The sequence below is a fragment of the Cellulomonas edaphi genome, assembly GCF_030362815.1.
Classification (GTDB): Bacteria; Actinomycetota; Actinomycetes; order Actinomycetales; family Cellulomonadaceae; genus Cellulomonas; species Cellulomonas edaphi.
Map to the genome: position 1 here is coordinate 546,138 of NZ_JAUCGR010000002.1, position 15,450 is coordinate 561,587.

The window sequence follows — 15,450 nt, forward strand, 5'->3', positions numbered from 1 at the left end:
GTTAGCCGCGTCGTGCCCGGCCATGGGGCGGATCGGCAACCTCGACCTTGGTCATGGGATGACTGTTCCGAGAGTCACACACTCCGACGTGCGCTCCAGTTAGTGACCCGGGTGCTGTGATGACAAGATGGCAGGCGAACTCCAGACCACACGTCTGTTCGCCTGCGCATGAGGAGCCTGCACGTGGCCGACACCAACGGCACCGCTTTCGACATCGTCGTCCTGGGAGCGGGGAGCGGCGGTTACGCCGCCGCCCTGCGAGCCGCCCAGCTCGGGAAGAACGTCGCCCTGATCGAGGCCGGGAAGGTGGGCGGCACCTGCTTGCACAGCGGCTGCATCCCCACCAAGGCCCTGCTGCACGCGGCCGAGCTGGCCGACAACGCCCGCGAGGGTGAGCACTTCGGTGTGCACACCACGCTCGAGCGCATCGACATGGCCGGCGTGAACCAGTACAAGGACACCGTGATCGGCGGCCTCTACAAGGGGCTGCAGGGACTGATCAAGTCGCGCAAGATCACCGTCGTCGAGGGCTACGGCAAGCTCGTCGGCCCCAACGCCGTCGAGGTGGACGGCCAGACGTACACGGGCGAGCACATCGTCCTCGCGACCGGCTCGTACGCCCGTTCGCTGCCCGGCCTCGAGATCGGCGGCCGCGTGATCACGTCCGACCAGGCGCTCCAGCTCGACTGGGTCCCCCAGTCGGTGATCGTCCTGGGCGGCGGGGTCATCGGGTCGGAGTTCGCGAGCGTCTGGAAGTCGTTCGGCGCGGACGTCACGATCATCGAGGCCCTCCCGCACCTGGTCCCGAACGAGGACGAGGCGCTGTCCAAGGCGTTCGAGCGCGCGTTCCGCAAGCGCGGCATCAAGTTCAACCTGGGCGTGCGGTTCTCCGGCGTCACGCAGGACGACAACGGCGTGCACGTCTCGCTCGAGGACGGCAAGACCTTCGACGCCGACCTCATGCTGGTCGCCGTCGGCCGCGGCCCGAGCACCAGCGGCATCGGGTACGAGGAGCAGGGCATCACGCTCGACCGCGGGTTCGTCATCACGGACGAGAAGCTGCACACGGGCGTCGCGAACATCTGGGCCGTCGGCGACATCGTCCCCGGCCTGCAGCTCGCGCACCGCGGCTTCGCGCAGGGCATCTTCGTCGCCGAGCAGATCGCCGGCCTCAACCCGGCGCCCATCGTCGAGTCCGGCATCCCGCGCGTGACGTACTCCGAGCCCGAGGTCGCCTCGGTGGGTCTCACGGAGGCTCGCGCCAAGGAGGTTCATGGCGAGGACGGCATCGAGACGCTCGAGTACAACCTCGGCGGCAACGGCAAGTCCAAGATCCTGGGCACGCAGGGCTTCGTGAAGCTCGTGCGCCAGAAGGACGGACCCGTCGTCGGCGTCCACATGATCGGCGCGCGCGTCGGCGAGCTCATCGGAGAGGGCCAGCTCATCGTGAACTGGGAGGCCTACCCCGAGGACGTCGCCGCGCTCGTGCACGCCCACCCCACGCAGAACGAGGCTCTCGGCGAGGCGCACCTGGCGCTCGCCGGCAAGCCGCTGCACGCCCACAACTGACCCAGGATCAAAGGAGACGACGCGGTCATGTCCGACAACGTGCAGCTTCCCGCACTCGGTGAGTCCGTCACCGAGGGCACCGTCACCCGCTGGCTGAAGAACGTCGGTGACACCATCGAGGTCGACGAGCCCCTGCTCGAGATCTCGACCGACAAGGTCGACACCGAGATCCCCTCGCCCTTCGCGGGTGTGCTCGAGCAGATCCTGGTCCAGGAGGACGAGACCGTCGAGGTCGGCGCCACCCTGGCCGTGATCGGCTCGGGCGAGGGCGCTGGCTCCGCCGAGTCCGCGCCGGCCGCCGAGCAGGCCGAGCAGCAGGCGCCGGCCGAGCAGGAGGCGCCCGCCGAGCAGGCTCCCGTCGAGGAGTCCGCGGCCGAGGCGACGCCCGCGCAGCAGTCCCCCGAGCAGCACGAGGAGGCCGCGCCGGCCGCCTCGAGCTCGTCGGGTGCGGAGGCGGGTTCCGACTCGGGCGCCGGTTCGGGCGGGACGGGCGAGAACGTCACGCTCCCCGCGCTGGGTGAGTCGGTCACCGAGGGCACGGTCACGCGCTGGCTCAAGGCCGTCGGCGACTCCGTCGAGGTCGACGAGCCCTTGCTCGAGATCTCCACCGACAAGGTCGACACCGAGATCCCGTCGCCGTTCGCCGGCACGCTGCAGCAGATCCTCGTGCAGGAGGACGAGACGGTCGAGGTCGGTGCGGTGCTGGCCGTCATCGGCTCCGGCAGCGGGGCCCCCGCGGCCTCCGCTCCGGCCGCGGAGCCCGCGGCGCAGGAGGCGCCCGAGCAGCCCGCGCCCGCCGCCGCTCCGCAGGCGACGCCCGAGCCGCAGACCACGCCCGAGCCGCAGACCGCGCCCGAGCCCGCCGCCGAGCAGGAGTCCGCCCAGGCGGCTCCCGCCCCGGTGTCGGCAACCCCGGCGCCCGTCCCCGCGTCCCCGGCGCCCGCTCCGGCTGCCGCACCCGCAGCGCCCGCGGCGAGCGGTTCCTACCTGACACCCCTCGTGCGCAAGCTGGCCAGCGAGAAGGGCGTGGACGTCGCGACCCTGACCGGCACCGGCGTCGGCGGCCGGATCCGCAAGGAGGACGTGCTGGAGGCAGCCGCCAAGGCCGAGGCCGCCGCCAAGGCGAAGGAGGCCGCCGCGGCCACGCCTGCAGCGGCGCCCGCCGCTGCGAAGCCGGCGGCCGTCCCGTCGGTCTCGCCCCTGCGGGGCACCACCGAGAAGGCCAGCCGGCTGCGCCAGATCATCGCCGAGCGGATGGTCGACGCCCTGCACTCGCAGGCGCAGCTCACCACGGTCGTCGAGGTGGACGTCACCAAGGTGGCCCGCCTGCGCGCCCGCGCCAAGAACGACTTCAAGGCTCGCGAGAGCGTCAACCTGACGTTCCTGCCGTTCTTCGTGCTGGCCGCGATCGAGGGCCTCAAGGCCTACCCCAAGATCAACGGGGTGCTCGAGGGCAACCAGATCACGTACCACGGCCAGGAGAACGTGGGCATCGCGGTCGACACCGAGCGCGGTCTGCTCGTGCCCGTCATCCGTGACGCCGGTGACCTGAACCTGGCCGGTCTGTCGCGCAAGATCGTGGACCTCGCCGGTCGCACGCGCGACAACAAGGTCACGCCCGACGAGCTGAGCGGCGCCACGTTCACGGTGACCAACACCGGCTCGGGCGGCGCGATCATCGACACGCCCATCGTCCCCGGTGGCACGTCCGCCATCCTGGGCACCGGGGCGATCGTCAAGCGCCCCGTGGTCATCACGGACGCGGACGGTGCCGAGGTCATCGCCATCCGCTCCATGTGCTACCTCTCGCTGTCCTACGACCACCGGCTCGTGGACGGGGCAGACGCCTCGCGCTACCTGTCCGCGGTCAAGGCCCGCATCGAGGAAGGTGCGTTCGAGTCCGAGCTCGGGCTCTGACGTCTCACGCTCCGCGCCCCCGGACCGCTCGTCGGTCCGGGGGCGCCGTGCGTCCGACGCCCGTAGGGTGACTCGATGCGCGTGGTGGTCGGTGGTTCGCACGGGTTCGTCGGTGGGGCGCTGCTGCCCCTGCTGCGACAGGAGGGGCACGAGGTCCTCCGCCTGGTGCGCACAGCGCCGCGGTCGCACGACGAGATCGCGTGGGACCCGGACGCCGGGACGCTGGACCCACGAGCCCTCGAGGGCGCCGACGCGGTCATCAACCTCGCCGGCGTGAACCCCGGCTCTCGGCCCCTCACGACGGCGCGCAAGCGGCTGGTGCTCTCCTCGCGGGTCCGGTCCGCGGGGCTGCTGGCCCTCCGGCTCGCGGAGGTCGCCGACGGACCACGCGTGTTCCTGCAGGCCTCCGGGATCGGGGCGTACGGGTCGCGCGGCGACGACGTGCTCGACGAGTCCGAGCCGCTCGGCGACACCTTCTTCGCCCACGTGGTGCGCGAGTGGGAGGCGGCCACCGCGCCGGCCGAGGCCGCCGGCGTCCGCGTGGTGCACCTGCGCACGGGCATCGTGCTCGGGCCCGGCGGCGGCGCGCTCGGACGCCTGCTGCCCGTCCTGCGGCTGGGGCTCGGCGGCCGCCTCGGTTCTGGGCAGCAGTTCTGGCCATGGATCAGCCTGCTCGACGAGGCCCGCGCCATCACGCACCTGCTCTCCGCCGACGTGCGCGGGCCCGTCAACCTCGTCACGGAGCCCCGGCGCAACATCGAGGTGGTCCGTGCGCTGGCCAGCGCGATGCACCGGCCCGCCGTCGTGCCCGTGCCCGCGGTCGCCCTGCGGATCGCCCTCGGTGACTTCTCCTCGGAGGTCCTCGGGTCGATCCGGGCGGTCCCCGCCGCGCTCGACGCCGCGGGGTTCACCCCCGTGCACGCGGACCTGGACGACGCCGCACGGTGGGTCGTCAACCGGGCCTGACCTCCCACACGCGCCAACCCCCGGGCGTCCAGCGCAGGTCGAGCACCACGTCCCGCTCCGGTCCGGCCGCCACCCGCCGCCGCGCGCCGTCTTCGGCCACGACGACGTGCGCCGTGACCGCGGACCGCAGCGCGACCCGGGCCGCGTCGCCACCGCCCGACACCGCCGCCGCCGACACGACGTCGATGCCGAGCCCGTCGACCTTCTGCCCGTCCAGGGCGTCGAGCAGCGCGAGGTCCGCCCGGTGGGCCGGCCCTCCCGGCACCTCCACCGCGGCCAAACCGCGGGCGTCACCGTCCGCGACCGCCCGAGCCCGTGCCGCGCTCAGCGACACCGCGGCAGCAACGGGGTCGGGACGCTCCGCAGCGGCCGCAGACCCGTCCGTGCGGTGCACCAGCGTCCCGATCCCCGCCGCCAGGACCACCGCGCCGACCAGCGCGAGCAGCCACGCCCGCGGCGCATGCGGGAGTCGGCGCTGCGGTCGCACGGGGTGCCGCCGGCTGGCGCGCACGAGGTCGGCGCCGGCCAGCACGCCAGGGTCCGGCAGGCGCAGGGGCTCCGGCTCCGCGACCGCGAAGCACCGACGGACGAGCTCGTCGACATCGAGGTCCGCGCGCAGCGCCGCCTCGAGCAGCGCCCGCAAGGGTCTGGGTCCCGGCCGAGCCGGCGGGCGTCGCGCCTCTGCCGGCGGGAGCTGCGCGACCACGGTGGCGAGCCAGCGCCTGAGGTCACCGTCCGCGGTCCCCGCGCCGAGCACCGCGCCCCGCAGGTCCACGAGCACCGGCCGACCGTCGGGACGCACCACCACCGACGAGGCCGTGACGGGCCCGTGCACGAGCCCGGCACGGTGCAGCGCCGCCAGCGCCTCGAGCACCGGGACCACGAGCGTGACGCCCTCCCCGTCCGAGAGCGGCGCGCGCGAGGAACGCATCTCCGCGACGGTCAGCCCCGGCACGTGCTCGACGAGCAGCCCGATCTGCCCCGAGCCGATCGCGACGGCGTCGAGGAGGCGGACCAGGTGCGGGTGCCGCACGGTGCGCAGGACGTCGAGCCGCCGCGCGAGCTCGTCGTCGAGGGACCCGGGCAGCACGTGCAGCTCCACGTACCGAGAGGGCTCCTGCCGTGCAGCGGCGAGCCAGCCGCCACCCTCCGGCCCCGCGGGTGCGACCGGCACCAGGTCGAGCCCGTCGAGGGCGCGGGCCACGTCGGGCGGCACGGGCAGGACATCCATGCCCCCATCGAATCCCCCGCGCGCCCGAGGCGTCGGCCGTCGTCCACAGGGCCCGCGGGGGTGGTCAGTCGAGCGCGACCGCGCGCCCCTCGGCGGCCGAGACGCGCGCCGCGTCGAGGGTCCGGGCCGTCGCCACGGCGTCCGCCGGGTCGACGGGCACGGGCGCGTCGCCGGCCACCCAGCGCGCGAGCGTCGGGTAGATGTCGCCGTGCCCACCGGCGGGGCGCGGCACGGGCGTGCGGTCGGAGCCGCGCACCAGCCACCCCTCGTGCTCGGGCTCGCCCGGGCGCCGGCTCTCCTCGTACGCGTCGTCGAGGGCCGCGAAGGGCGTCGGCTCGCCCTCGTAGCTCGTCACCAGGTAGGCGCCCCCCGAGCCGAGCACGCGCGTGCGGGGCCCCGGCGCGCCGGTCAGCGCTCCGGCCTGCAGGTGGCTGATGACACCGCCGTCGTGGGTCACGGCGAGGAACACGTCGTCGACCGCCGGCGTCGTGAGCGAGCGCAGCTCCGCGTACACGCTGCGCACGGGGCCGAAGAGCTGCACGGCCGAGTCGACCAGGTGCGCGCCGAGGTCGAGCAGGAGCCCGCCCGCCTCGACGTCGTTCTCCTTCCACCGGTTCTGGGGTTGCGGTCGGTACCGCTCCCAGCGCCGCTCGAACCGGTGCACCGTGCCCAGCTCACCGGACGTGAGCAGGTTCACCAGGGCCAGCTGCTCGGGGTCCCACCGCCGGTTCTGGAAGACGGTCAGCCGACCGTCGGCAGCCGCCGCGAGGCGCTCCGCGTCGGCGGTTGTCGTGGCCAGCGGCTTGTCCACCAGCACGTGGGCACCGGCGGCGAGCGCGGCGAGCGCGTGCTCCGCGTGATCGCCGCTCGGGCTCGCCACCACCACCAGGTCGAGGTCGTCGACGTGCGCGAGCAGCGCGTCCACGTCGGGGACCGTCACCGCGTCCGGCCAGTCCTCCGCCACCTGATCGGCGCGGCGACCCGTGACCACGTGGGTCACCTGCTGCCCCGCCGCACGCGCCAGACGCGCGTGGATCCCTCGACCTGCCCCGCCGTACCCGATCAGTCCGATCCGCATGGCGCCCACTCTAGGAGGCGACGTGGGTGTGGGCGTCGTCGCGTGCCCTGCCGAGCCGGCTCGGCCACCACGTGCGCCGGTCCAGGTCGTGCACGAGCGCGGGCACCAGCAGGCTGCGCACGACGAGCGTGTCGAGAAGCACCCCGAACGCGACGATGAAGGCGATCTGCGCCAGGAACAGCAGCGGGATGATGCCGAGGGCCGCGAACGTGGTCGCGAGCACCACACCGGCGGATGTGATGACGCCCCCGGTGACGGCGAGCCCACGCACCACCCCCAGCCGCGTCCCGGACACGATCGCCTCCTCCCGCACGCGGGTCATGAGGAAGATCGAGTAGTCGACGCCGAGCGCGACGAGGAACACGAACGCGAACAGCGGCACCGTGGGGTCGGCGCCCGGGTAGTCGAGCACGTGATTGAACACCACCGCGGAGACGCCCATCGCGGCCGCGAACGACAGGACGTTCGCCACGAGCAGCAGCACGGCGGCGGCGATCGAGCGCAGCAGCAGCATGAGGATCACGCCGATCACCAGGAGCACCACCGGCACGATGACCCGCAGGTCCCGCTCCCCCGCGGCCTGCGTGTCGAGCTGCTCGCCCGCGGCTCCACCGACGAGCGCGTCGGGAGCGACCTCGTGAACCGCGTCGCGCAGGTCCTCGACGGTGGCGACCGCCTCCTGCGAGTCCGAGACCGCGGTGGTCGCGACGTCCAGGCGCACGTTCCCGTCGACGACCTTCGGCTCGGCCTGCTCCGCGCCGGGAGCTCCCGCGGGCGCGCCGGTGTACGGCGTCACCGACGCGACGCCGTCGACGGCGTCGGCCGCCGCGGCGACCTCGTCGGCCTGCTCCTGCGACACGATGACGGTGGCCGGCTGGACCGACCCGGCCGGGAAGTGCTCGGTGAGCACCTCCTCGCCGGCGACGGCGTCGACGTCGGTGCGGAACACGTCGGCCTGGCTCGTACCCGAGGCCTGGAAGGTGGTCGCGAAGACCGCGCCGATCACGAGGAGCACCGAGGTCACGATCCAGACCACGCGCGCGTGCGCGCCGACGAACCGCGCGAGGCGAGCCCACAGGCCCGTGCCCTCGGCGGGGTCGAGCGCTCCCCCGTGCGCGCCGTGGCTCTCCACCGGGGCGGGCGTGCGCGGCCAGAAGAACACCCGCGAGCGCGAGCCCGCGACCAGCAGGATGGCCGGCAGCAGCGTGAGCGCACCGAGGAACGCCGACGCGATGCCGATCGCCGCGACAGGACCGAGGCCGCGGTTCGACGCGAGGTCCGACAGCAGCAGGCACAGGACGCCCGCGATGACCGTCCCCGCGCTGGCCGCGATCGGCTCGAGGCACGCGAGCCAGGCACGCCGCATCGCGACGAACGGGTCCGCGGCCGAGCGCAGCTCCTCGCGGTAGCGCGCCACCAGCAGCAGCGCGTAGTCGACGGATGCCCCCACCACGAGGATCGACAGGATGCCCTGCGCCTGCCCGTTGAGCTTGATGACGTCGTTCTTCGCCAGGAGGTAGACGGCGAGCCCCGCCAGGCACAGCGCGAAGACGGCGGTCAGCAGCACCGCGATCGGCAGCAGCGGCGACCGGTAGACGAGCACGAGGATCAGCAGCACGGCGCCCAGCGCGACCAGCAGCAGCACGCCGTCGATCCCGGCGAAGGCCGTGACCAGGTCGGCGACGAAACCGGCCGGGCCCGTGACCCAGGCGTGGAGACCGAGCTCGCCGCTCGTCGTGGCGGTCGCGCCCAGCTCGTCGGCGAGGCCCGCGCGCAGGTCGGCCACGAACGCCTCCGTGACGGACTCCTCGGTGGGCAGCAGCTCGTCGGCGGCGTCCGCGTCGAGCTGGTAGACCACGAGCAGCGCCTCGCCGTCCTCGGACGGCACGACCACGGGCTCGCCCACCAGGTGGTCCGACCAGGTGCCGCCGCCCGGGACCGCGCGCTCGGGCACCGACTGCGCGAACGCGGTGACGGCCTGCAGCTGCTGTTCGCTGACAGCGGCGCCGTCGCTGGGCCGCAGCACCACCAGGGCGGGCAGCGTAGGCGCGTCCACGAACTCTCGGCTGGCCTCGGCGGCGAGCGTCGACTCGGCCGACGACGGCAGGAATGCCCCTGCCTCGTTGGTCTGGACCTGGGAGAGCTTGCCCTGCGCCTGACCACCGACGGAGGCGATGGCGAGCCAGACGAGCAGGGCGAGCGCGACGCCGAGGGCGCGGACGATCGCGGAGCGACGGGTGCGGGACATGGCTGAATCTTGCGGTACCGGCGGCCGATCCGCGCACCAGCGCGCGCTGCGGCGGGCGTTAACCTGGCCACATGCGGTTCGACGAGCTGGACCTCGGCACCCGACTCCTGCCCTACGAGCCGACGTGGCAGCGGCAACGTGAGGTGCACGAGGCCGTCGTCGCCGGTGACCTGCCGGACACGGTGCTGCTGTGCGAGCACGAGGACGTCTACACGGCGGGTCGACGGACCGCGTCCTGGGACCGGCCGGTCGACGGCACGCCGGTGGTCGACGTCGATCGGGGCGGCCGGATCACCTGGCACGGGCCCGGTCAGCTCGTCGGCTACCCCATCGTGCGGCTCGCGCAGCCCATCGACGTGGTGCGCTACGTCCGCGCCCTCGAGGAGGCGCTGATCCGCACGTGCGCCGACCTGGGCCTGACGGCGATCCGCGTCGACGGCCGCAGCGGTGTGTGGTTCGCCGCCGACGAGGTCGACGGCGTCGCTCGCCGTGAGCGCAAGGTCGCCGCGATCGGCGTCCGCGTGAGCCGCGGCGTGACGATGCACGGCTTCGCCCTCAACTGCGAGCCCGACCTCGGCGCCTTCGAGCGCATCGTGCCCTGCGGCATCTCCGACGCCGACGTCACGTCGCTCACCGTCGAGACGGGGCGGCGCGTCACGATCGCCGAGGTCACGCCCCTGGTCCGCGGGCACCTGACCGCCGCGTTGCGGCAGGTGCTCGCGGCCCCCGAGCCGGCCGGCGTCTCGTGACGACACCGCGGCCCGAGCGTGGCGATCCCGGGACCGCCCTCGTCGCCGTACCCGGGATCACCACGCGTCTGAACGCCGGCTAGGCAGCCAGCTCGGCGGCGATCGTCGCGGCCCACGCCCGCACGTCGTCGAAGTCGCGGAAGTCGCCCGTCTGCGCCTGGGTCAGCGCGACGAGCGCCCGCTCGCTCAGGTTGAGCCCTCCGCGGTCCAGGCGTCCCACGAAGCACCGCTCGCCGCGCGCCTCGACCGACCGCGCGATCGACGCGACGTCGTCGGGAGCCGTCACCGGCATGGGCGGGTCGCCGACCGGACCCGACCAGAACAGCCACACGGGCTTCTTGCGCAGCTGGCCGGACTCGCGCTGCACCAGCGCGCGCAGGGCCACGGCCAGGCGTCCCACGTAGACGGCCGACCCGAGGATCACCGCGTCGAAGTCGGAGACGCTCTCGACGTCATCGGGGGGCACCACGTCGACGAAGTGCCCGGCACGAGCCAGCTCGAGCGCGAGCACCTCACCGATCTCGGCGGTCGCGCCGTGGCGCGACGCCACACTCACCAGCACGTGCATCGCACCGCTCCCCTCGCCATCGCCTTTCGCCCACTCTCGTCCGGTCGCACGCCGCACACCCGGGACCGAGGTCCCGGCCGGCTGCCTGTGACGTCCACCTCGCGCCGGTCCGAATCGCGGCGCGGCGGTTAAGGTGACGAGGTGACCACCGCACCCGAGGGGCGCAAGATGCTCCGCGTCGAGGCCCGCAACGCCGCCACCCCCATCGAGAAGAAGCCGGAGTGGATCCGCACCCGCGCCACGATGGGCCCGGAGTACACGGAGCTGAAGGGCCTCGTGAAGCGCGAGGGCCTCAACACGGTGTGCGAGGAGGCGGGCTGCCCCAACATCTTCGAGTGCTGGGAGGACCGCGAGGCGACGTTCCTCATCGGCGGCGACCAGTGCACCCGGCGCTGCGACTTCTGCCAGATCGACACGGGCAAGCCCGCGGACTTCGACGCGGACGAGCCGAGGCGCGTCGCCGCGTCGGTGCAGGCGATGGGTCTGAAGTACTCGACCGTCACCGGTGTGGCGCGCGACGACCTGGCCGACGGCGGCGCGTGGCTGTACGCGGAGACCGTCCGCCAGATCCACGCCGTCAACCCCGGCACGGGCGTCGAGCTGCTCATCCCCGACTTCAACGCCGTCCCCGAGCTGCTCGACGAGGTCTTCTCGTCGCGGCCCGAGGTGCTCGCGCACAACCTGGAGACCGTGCCGCGCATCTTCAAGCAGATCCGCCCGGGCTTCCGCTACGACCGGTCGCTGTCGGTCATCACGCGGGCCCGTGACGCCGGGCTGGTCACCAAGTCGAACCTGATCCTCGGCATGGGCGAGACCACCGAGGAGATCGTCGAGGCGCTCGGCCAGCTGCGCGAGGCCGGGTGCGACCTCATCACGATCACCCAGTACCTGCGCCCCTCGGTGCGGCACCACCCCGTCGACCGCTGGGTGCGTCCCGAGGAGTTCGTGGAGCTCTCGGACGAGGCCAACCGCCTCGGCTTCCTGGGCGTCATGTCCGGCCCGCTGGTGCGCTCGTCGTACCGCGCCGGGCGCCTGTGGGGTCAGGCGATGCGCCGCCGCGGGCTGCCGATCCCCGACGCGCTGGCGCACCTGGCCGAGCCCACCACCGCGCGGCAGGAGGCGGCCAGCCTGCTGGCCCGCTGATCGTCCGCCCTCAGCGGACGCGGTCCGCGAGGGGCCAGGCCCTCGGTAGACTCCCGACCCATGGCCCGTAACTCCTCCGCCTCTGCTGCGCCCGCCGGCTCCTCCACCCCCAAGGTGAAGAAGACCCGCTGGTACCACCAGATCTGGCAGGCGTACCAGATGACCCGCCAGAACGACCCCGCGGTCACCTGGGTGGTGCTCGGCGTCTTCTTCGGCATCATCGCGCTCGGCGTGCTCGTGGGCCTGCTCATCCACGCGACCATCTACATGACGCTGCTGAGCATCCCGTTCGCGGTGATCGGTGGCATGTTCGTGCTCGCGCGCCGGGCCGAGAAGTCGGCCTACGCCAACATCGAGGGTCAGCCCGGAGCCTCCCGCGCGGCGCTCGGCACCATCCGCCGCGGCTGGACCTTTGGCGAGGAGCCCGTGGCCGTCGACCCCCGCACCCAGGACCTCGTGTTCCGCGGCATCGGCCGTGCCGGCGTGGTGCTGGTGAGCGAGGGCCCGGCCAACCGCGTCGGCAAGCTGCTCGAGTCGGAGCGCAAGCGCACCGCGCGGGTCATCTCCGGCGCGCCCATCACGCTCATCCAGTGCGGGAACGAGGACGGGCAGGTCGCGCTGCGCTCGCTCCCCCGCGCGGTGCAGAAGCTCAAGCCGAAGCTGACCAAGCAGGAGGTCGCCGAGGTCAGCAAGCGCCTCACCGCGCTCGGTGGCGTGCGCCTGCCCGTGCCGAAGGGCGTCGACCCCATGCGTGCGCGTCCCGACCGCAAGGGCATGCGCGGCCGCTGAGACGCCTCGGCGCCCTCGCAGCGCCTCAGCGGCGGACGATCGCCGTCCCCGCCGCGCGGTCGTGGAGGCCACGGCCATCGGGGTCCCACACCACCGCCGGGATCACCAGGCAGAGCAGCAGCGTCCGCAGCAGCGCCGCGATGAACCCCGGTGCGCCGACCGCGAGCCGCTCCTGGTCCGCGGCGGGCGCCGTCGGGATCACCCGGCGCACCCGCAGGCCCACCAGTCGGTGCCCCAAGGTGTGACCGATCGAGCCGACCAGCAGCACGTTCTCGAGGGCGAAGATGCCCAGCGTGGCGGTGGTGCTGCCGCGCGTGAGGAAGAAGGCCTCGCGGTCCACCGGGAAGAACGCCCCCGCGATGAGCAGGCAGGCCACCCAGTCGATCGCCAGCGCAGCGAACCTGCGTCCGAGGGACGCGAGGGAGCCGGAGCCGGAGGCGGGCAGGCCGAGCCGCTGGCCGCGAGCCTGGCTCTCGGCCGGCCTGCGCGACGGGTCCGGGTCGGATGCTCCGCCGTCGAGCCATGAGCTGAGGTCCCGACGATCTGCCACGCGAGCAGCCTAGGCGACGCTCCGCGGTTCGCGGACGTCGGCGCCGACAGCGGCGGCAACGCCGCGGAAACCTGCTGGTCACAGCGTCCACGTAGCGTGGGCCCGCGGCCGCAGCCCGAGCGTCGAGACGCCCCGCGGGCGTCCGTCACGCGGGTCTAGTGTCGAGGATCGTTACACCGGGCCGGTGGTCGTAACACCGTGGAAACACTCGGAACACGACAGAGAAACGGCCCGCTCGTAGCCTCGCCTTGCCCGACCCCACGGGCACCACCAACCGAGGAGCAGCGGATGTTCAACAAGCCAGAGGAAGTCCTGGCATTCATCAAGAGCGAGGACGTCAAGTTCGTCGACGTCCGCTTCTGTGACCTGCCGGGCACGATGCAGCACTTCAACGTCCCTGCCCCGACGCTGGACGCCTCGTTCTTCACCGACGGCCAGATGTTCGACGGGTCATCGATCCGCGGCTTCCAGGCGATCCACGAGTCGGACATGAAGCTCATCCCCGACGTCACCTCGGCGTACGTGGACCCCTTCCGCGTCGAGAAGACGCTGAACATCAACATGCACATCGTCGACCCGTACACCGACGAGCCCTACAGCCGCGACCCGCGTCAGGTCGCCGCCAAGGCGGAGGCGTACCTGCAGTCGACCGGCATCGCGGACACCGCGTTCTTCGCGCCCGAGGCCGAGTTCTACATCTTCGACGACGTCCGCTTCCACACGAAGCAGAACGAGTCGTTCTACAAGATCGACTCCTTCGAGGCGGCCTGGAACTCGGGCCGCGAGGAGGAGGGTGGCAACCTCGGCCACAAGATCCCCTACAAGGGTGGCTACTTCCCCGTTCCCCCGGTGGACGGCTTCTCGGACATCCGCGACGAGATCAGCCTCCAGCTGGACGCGCTCGGGCTCGGCGTCGAGCGCGCGCACCACGAGGTCGGCACGGCCGGTCAGCAGGAGATCAACTACCGCTTCGACAAGCTGGCGATCTCCGGCGACAAGGTCATGCTCTTCAAGTACGTCGTGAAGAACGTGGCGCACAACAACGGCAAGACGGCGACCTTCATGCCGAAGCCGCTGTTCGGCGACAACGGCTCGGGCATGCACGTGCACCAGTCCCTGTGGAAGGACGGCGAGCCGCTGTTCTTCGACGAGAAGGGCTACGGCGGCCTGTCCGACATCGCGCGCTGGTACATCGGCGGCCTGCTCAAGCACGCGCCCTCGCTGCTGGCGTTCACCAACCCGACGGTGAACTCCTACCACCGCCTGGTCCCGGGCTACGAGGCTCCGGTCAACCTGGTCTACTCGGCCCGCAACCGCTCCGCGTGCATCCGCATCCCGGTCACCGGTTCGAACCCCAAGGCCAAGCGCATCGAGTTCCGCGTGCCGGACCCGTCGTCGAACCCCTACCTGGCGTTCGCGGCCATGCTGATGGCCGGCATCGACGGCATCCAGAACCGCATCGAGCCGCCCGAGCCGGTCGACAAGGACCTGTACGAGCTGCCCCCCGAGGAGCACGCCCTCATCCAGCAGGTGCCGGGCTCGCTCGGCGAGGTGCTGGACAGCCTCGAGGCCGACCACGACTTCCTCACGGCGGGCAACGTCTTCACGCCCGACCTGATCGAGACGTGGATCGACTACAAGCGCTCCGCCGAGGTGGACCCGATCCGTCTGCGGCCACACCCGCACGAGTTCGAGCTCTACTACGACGTGTGATCGTCCCGCCTCGCGGCTGCTCCCGTGAGGCGGTGACCTGCAGTAAGCGGCACCCCCGTCACCCTCGCGGTGGCGGGGGTGCTGTGTGTCTGCCACAAGCTTCGTGCGGCGCCGGGCAGTCCGGCGCGTGCCAGGGGGTAGAACAGGTCAGAGGCCGTCGCTACGGTTGCGATGCAGCTCACTCCCTCGAGACGGGTCCACGGGCATGGACACACGAACGGGTACGCAGATCGCCGACGCGGACAGGAGCACGGGAGTCACGTGCGTCGCCGAGCCGCCCGCGTCGCAGGACCGACCGTGAGCAGCGAGCTCGTCGTCGACGGCTTCCGGATCGAGCCGCTCGGGCCGGCGACGTGGGACGCGTTCGCCGATCTCGCCGAGCGCCACAACGGCGTCTGGGGCGGGTGCTGGTGCGTCTACTTCCACGTGTACCCCGACCCGGTGGAGGAGCGGCGCGCGCTCGGGAACCGCGAGTTCAAGCACCAGCTCGTGCTCGCCGGCCGGGCACACGCCGCGCTCGTGATGGACGGTGACGAGGCGGTCGCCTGGGCCGAGTTCGGGCCGCCCGAGGAGCTGCCGAACATCCACCACCGCAAGGAGTGGGAGCAGGGCCTCGAGCAACGCCCCGACTACCGGATCACGTGCCTGTTCGTCGACCGCCGCTACCGACGCAAGGGGATGGCGTCCGTGGCCGTCCGGGGCGCGCTCGCCCTGATCGCCGCCGAGGGCGGTGGTCTTGTCGAGTCCTACCCGCACGACCTGCCGCCGGGGAAGAAGACGTCGGCATCGTTCCTCTACAACGCCACCCGGTCCATGTACGAGCAGCTCGGGTTCACGTACCAGCGCCCGAAAGGCAAGGGAAACTGCGTGATGACGGCGCAGGTTCCGGGCCGGTGACCACGGGCGGAGCCGGTCGGAAGACTCCACAC

13 protein-coding genes are annotated in these 15,450 nt (G+C 72.6%); 8 read left to right on the plus strand and 5 right to left on the minus strand.

Annotated elements, in window-relative coordinates:
- Nucleotides 1-183: 183 nt before the first annotated feature.
- The 3 genes from lpdA to QRT05_RS08865 all read left to right on the plus strand — a co-directional run bounded on the left by lpdA (nucleotide 184) and on the right by QRT05_RS08865 (nucleotide 4,452).
- On the plus strand, nucleotides 184-1,569 hold the full coding sequence (lpdA, locus tag QRT05_RS08855; RefSeq protein WP_407650321.1) for a dihydrolipoyl dehydrogenase: 1,386 nt from the start codon (nucleotides 184-186) through the stop codon (nucleotides 1,567-1,569).
- Between the two features lie 27 nt (nucleotides 1,570-1,596).
- Complete coding sequence (gene sucB / locus QRT05_RS08860) at nucleotides 1,597-3,486, plus strand: 2-oxoglutarate dehydrogenase, E2 component, dihydrolipoamide succinyltransferase (RefSeq protein ID WP_289446760.1); 1,890 nt, start codon at nucleotides 1,597-1,599, stop codon at nucleotides 3,484-3,486.
- 75 nt (nucleotides 3,487-3,561) lie between these two features.
- Nucleotides 3,562-4,452 (plus strand): TIGR01777 family oxidoreductase, encoded by an 891-nt coding sequence (locus tag QRT05_RS08865; RefSeq protein WP_289446761.1) that lies wholly within the window; start codon nucleotides 3,562-3,564, stop codon nucleotides 4,450-4,452.
- On the opposite strand, the gene QRT05_RS08870 is transcribed toward QRT05_RS08865, so the two are convergent.
- The 3 genes from QRT05_RS08870 to QRT05_RS08880 all read right to left on the minus strand — a co-directional run bounded on the left by QRT05_RS08870 (nucleotide 4,439) and on the right by QRT05_RS08880 (nucleotide 9,009).
- A complete protein-coding gene (locus QRT05_RS08870; RefSeq protein ID WP_289446762.1) occupies nucleotides 4,439-5,683 on the minus strand; it encodes a protein kinase family protein in 1,245 nt (414 codons plus the stop codon). The two genes, QRT05_RS08865 and QRT05_RS08870, sit on opposite strands and share 14 nt — an antisense overlap.
- A 64-nt stretch (nucleotides 5,684-5,747) precedes the next feature.
- Nucleotides 5,748-6,761: a Gfo/Idh/MocA family protein gene (locus QRT05_RS08875; RefSeq protein ID WP_407650323.1), complete on the minus strand. Its 1,014-nt coding sequence runs from the start codon at nucleotides 6,759-6,761 to the stop codon at nucleotides 5,748-5,750.
- A gap of 10 nt (nucleotides 6,762-6,771) precedes the next feature.
- Entirely contained in the window at nucleotides 6,772-9,009 is a 2,238-nt protein-coding gene (locus tag QRT05_RS08880; RefSeq protein ID WP_289446766.1) for an MMPL family transporter, read from the minus strand.
- Between the two features lie 71 nt (nucleotides 9,010-9,080).
- Between QRT05_RS08880 and lipB the strand changes: the two genes are divergently transcribed.
- Entirely contained in the window at nucleotides 9,081-9,758 is a 678-nt protein-coding gene (lipB, locus tag QRT05_RS08885) for a lipoyl(octanoyl) transferase LipB (RefSeq protein ID WP_289446767.1), read from the plus strand.
- A gap of 79 nt (nucleotides 9,759-9,837) precedes the next feature.
- On the opposite strand, the gene QRT05_RS08890 is transcribed toward lipB, so the two are convergent.
- Nucleotides 9,838-10,326, minus strand: a complete 489-nt coding sequence (locus QRT05_RS08890) for a flavodoxin domain-containing protein (RefSeq protein WP_289446768.1) — start codon at nucleotides 10,324-10,326, stop codon at nucleotides 9,838-9,840.
- Nucleotides 10,327-10,467: 141 nt separating this feature from the next.
- Here QRT05_RS08890 and lipA point away from each other — a divergent pair, with 141 nt between their 5' ends.
- Both lipA and QRT05_RS08900 read left to right on the plus strand, forming a co-directional pair.
- Nucleotides 10,468-11,469, plus strand: coding sequence for a lipoyl synthase (gene lipA / locus QRT05_RS08895; RefSeq protein WP_289446770.1), 1,002 nt, complete (start codon nucleotides 10,468-10,470; stop codon nucleotides 11,467-11,469).
- A gap of 60 nt (nucleotides 11,470-11,529) precedes the next feature.
- Nucleotides 11,530-12,258 (plus strand): DUF4191 domain-containing protein, encoded by a 729-nt coding sequence (locus QRT05_RS08900; RefSeq protein WP_289446771.1) that lies wholly within the window; start codon nucleotides 11,530-11,532, stop codon nucleotides 12,256-12,258.
- Between the two features lie 25 nt (nucleotides 12,259-12,283).
- Here QRT05_RS08900 and QRT05_RS08905 read toward each other — a convergent pair whose 3' ends face one another.
- Nucleotides 12,284-12,808, minus strand: a complete 525-nt coding sequence (locus QRT05_RS08905) for an RDD family protein (protein ID WP_289446772.1) — start codon at nucleotides 12,806-12,808, stop codon at nucleotides 12,284-12,286.
- Between the two features lie 288 nt (nucleotides 12,809-13,096).
- Between QRT05_RS08905 and glnA the strand changes: the two genes are divergently transcribed.
- Both glnA and QRT05_RS08915 read left to right on the plus strand, forming a co-directional pair.
- The gene (glnA, locus tag QRT05_RS08910; RefSeq protein ID WP_289446774.1) at nucleotides 13,097-14,521 is read left to right on the plus strand and encodes a type I glutamate--ammonia ligase; all 1,425 of its coding nucleotides are present in this window, start codon (nucleotides 13,097-13,099) and stop codon (nucleotides 14,519-14,521) included.
- A gap of 297 nt (nucleotides 14,522-14,818) precedes the next feature.
- On the plus strand, nucleotides 14,819-15,418 hold the full coding sequence (locus tag QRT05_RS08915; protein ID WP_289446775.1) for a GNAT family N-acetyltransferase: 600 nt from the start codon (nucleotides 14,819-14,821) through the stop codon (nucleotides 15,416-15,418).
- The last annotated feature ends 32 nt before the right edge of the window (nucleotides 15,419-15,450 follow it).